At 66.9% G+C, this 2,515-nt stretch carries 1 protein-coding gene; it reads left to right on the top strand.

Going from position 1 to position 2,515, the window contains the following annotated elements:
- Nucleotides 1–66: 66 nt before the first annotated feature.
- Nucleotides 67–2,493, top strand: coding sequence for a heavy metal translocating P-type ATPase (locus ACI2JH_RS19725; protein WP_404737000.1), 2,427 nt, complete (start codon nt 67–69; stop codon nt 2,491–2,493).
- Nucleotides 2,494–2,515 lie beyond the last annotated feature (22 nt).

Here is a 2,515-nt window from a genome sequence, read left to right on the forward strand (position 1 = left end):
AATAGCTGTGTAACCCGCAATGGCACACTGCCTTGGCAGTCCATCCCCACTAAAGCGAGCATCGGCATGAACTCACCGTCGTCCCATGACCATCACCATTCTGCAGGCGCAGCCCCTGTCGAGGCTGCGGATGGACGGGTCACCGATCCGGTCTGTGGCATGCAGGTCGATCCCGCCACGACGCAGCATCATGCGACCCACGCCGACACACCTTTCCACTTCTGCTCGGAGCGATGCCGCGCGAAGTTCGTGGCCGATCCGGAGCGCTATCTGACGCCCCAGGACGAACCCGAGGTGGCACAGCCCGGCGCCATCTACACCTGCCCGATGCACCCGGAAGTCCGGCAACAAGGTCCAGGCAACTGTCCCTTCTGCGGCATGGCGCTGGAGCCGGAAATGCCGAGCCTGGAGGACGATGACAATCCGGAACTTCGCGACTTCTCGCGCCGGTTCTGGTGCACGCTTCCGCTGACTGTGGTGACGCTCGTGCTGGCCATGTTCGGCCAGTACCTCCCGCGTGTCGTGCTGGGCGACGTGCAGATCCTGCCGTTGTCGATCGACGTGCAGACCTGGGTCGAGCTGGTCTTGACCACACCAGTCGTGCTGTGGGCCGGCTGGCCGTTCTTCGAGCGCTGCGTGCAGTCGATCCGCAACCGCAGCCCGAACATGTTCACCCTCATCGGGATTGGCGTTGCGGCCGCCTTTGGCTACAGCCTGGTCGCCACGCTGGCACCCGGCTTGTTCCCACCGTCGTTTACCGAACATGGGCGCATCGGCGTGTATTACGAGGCGGCGGCGGTGATCGTGTCGCTGACGCTGCTCGGCCAGATGCTGGAGCTACGAGCGCGTTCGAAAACGTCCGCGGCAATCAAGGGCCTGCTTGGTCTGGCGCCCAAGGAAGCCCGGCGGGTCAATGCCGACGGCACCGAGGAAGACATCCCGCTAACCCACGTGCATGTCGGCGACCACCTGCGCGTGCGACCCGGCGAAAAGTTGCCGGTGGATGGCGAAGTGGTGGAAGGCCGCTCCAGGGTCGACGAGTCGATGCTCACCGGCGAGCCGATCCCGGTCGAGAAAACCACTGGCGATCAGGTCATCGGCGCGACCCAGAACGGCACCGGCGCGCTGGTGATCCGCGCCGCCAAGGTGGGTTCCGACACTGTGCTGTCGCAGATCGTGCAGCTGGTCGCGCAGGCGCAGCGCGCTCGCGCGCCGATGCAGCGGATGGCCGATACCGTCGCCTACTGGTTCGTGCTCGCGGTCCTGGCGATCGCGGTGGCCACCTTCTTCATCTGGGGCTTCTTCGGCCCGGAGCCGGCCTGGACCTTTGCCATCCTGAACGCGGTTTCGGTGTTGATCATCGCCTGCCCCTGCGCGCTGGGTCTGGCCACGCCGATGTCGATCATGGTCGCCACCGGCAAGGCGGCACAGGTGGGCGTGTTGTTCCGCGATGCCGAGGCCATCGAGCACATGCGCCGCATCGATACCCTCATCGTCGACAAGACCGGCACCCTCACCGAAGGACGCCCCGCGTTCAAGGAAGTCGTGGCCTTCGAGGGCTTCGACGCCGACCAGGTGCTGCACCTGGCGGCCAGCCTGGACCAGGGCAGCGAGCATCCGCTGGCCGATGCCATCGTGGCCGAGGCCCGACGCCGGAACTTCGAGTTCGACCGCGTGGAGGACTTCGACTCGGTGACCGGCATGGGTGTGCGCGGAACCGTCGCCGGTCGCGCGCTTGCGCTGGGCAATACCGCCCTCATGGATGATCTGGGCGCCGATCCCGGTGCGCATGTCGACGTCGCCGAGCGTCTGCGCCGCGAGGGTGCGAGCGCCATGTTCCTCGCCGTGGACGGTCGCCTGGCGGGTCTGATCGCGGTCGCAGACCCGATCAAGGCGTCGGCCGCGGCCGCCATCAATGAGCTGCACGCCGCCGGGCTGCGCATCATCATGGCCACCGGCGACGGGCTCACCACCGCACGGGCTGTGGCCACAGAGTTGGGCCTGGACGAAGTGCATGGCGAGGTCCGCCCCGAGGACAAGGCCGAACTGGTGCAGCGCCTCAAGCGCGAAGGCCGGCGGGTGGCGATGGCGGGCGACGGCATCAACGACGCGCCGGCGCTGGCCGCCGCCGACGTCGGCATTGCCATGGGTACTGGCACCGACGTCGCGATGTCGAGCGCGCAGATCACCCTGGTCAAGGGCGACCTGCGCGGCATCCTGCGCGCCCGGAAGATCTCTCAGGCCACCGTGGCCAACATGAAGCAGAACCTCACCTTCGCGTTCGTCTACAACGCGCTCGGGGTTCCGCTCGCGGCCGGGGTGCTCTACCCCGCGTTCGGGATCCTACTGAGTCCGATGGTCGCGGCGCTCGCCATGAGCGTGAGCTCGGTTTCGGTGGTCGCCAATGCCCTGCGTTTGTCCGGCTCCACCGTTGTTGCCACCCCCCACCCTGACCGCGCCGATGAGCCTGCGCGCGGCCATTCCTGTCACTGATGGCTCATATCCCACAAGGAGT

Source organism: Stenotrophomonas sp. NPDC078853 (assembly GCF_044901215.1).
Taxonomy (GTDB): Bacteria; Pseudomonadota; Gammaproteobacteria; order Xanthomonadales; family Xanthomonadaceae; genus Stenotrophomonas; species Stenotrophomonas lacuserhaii.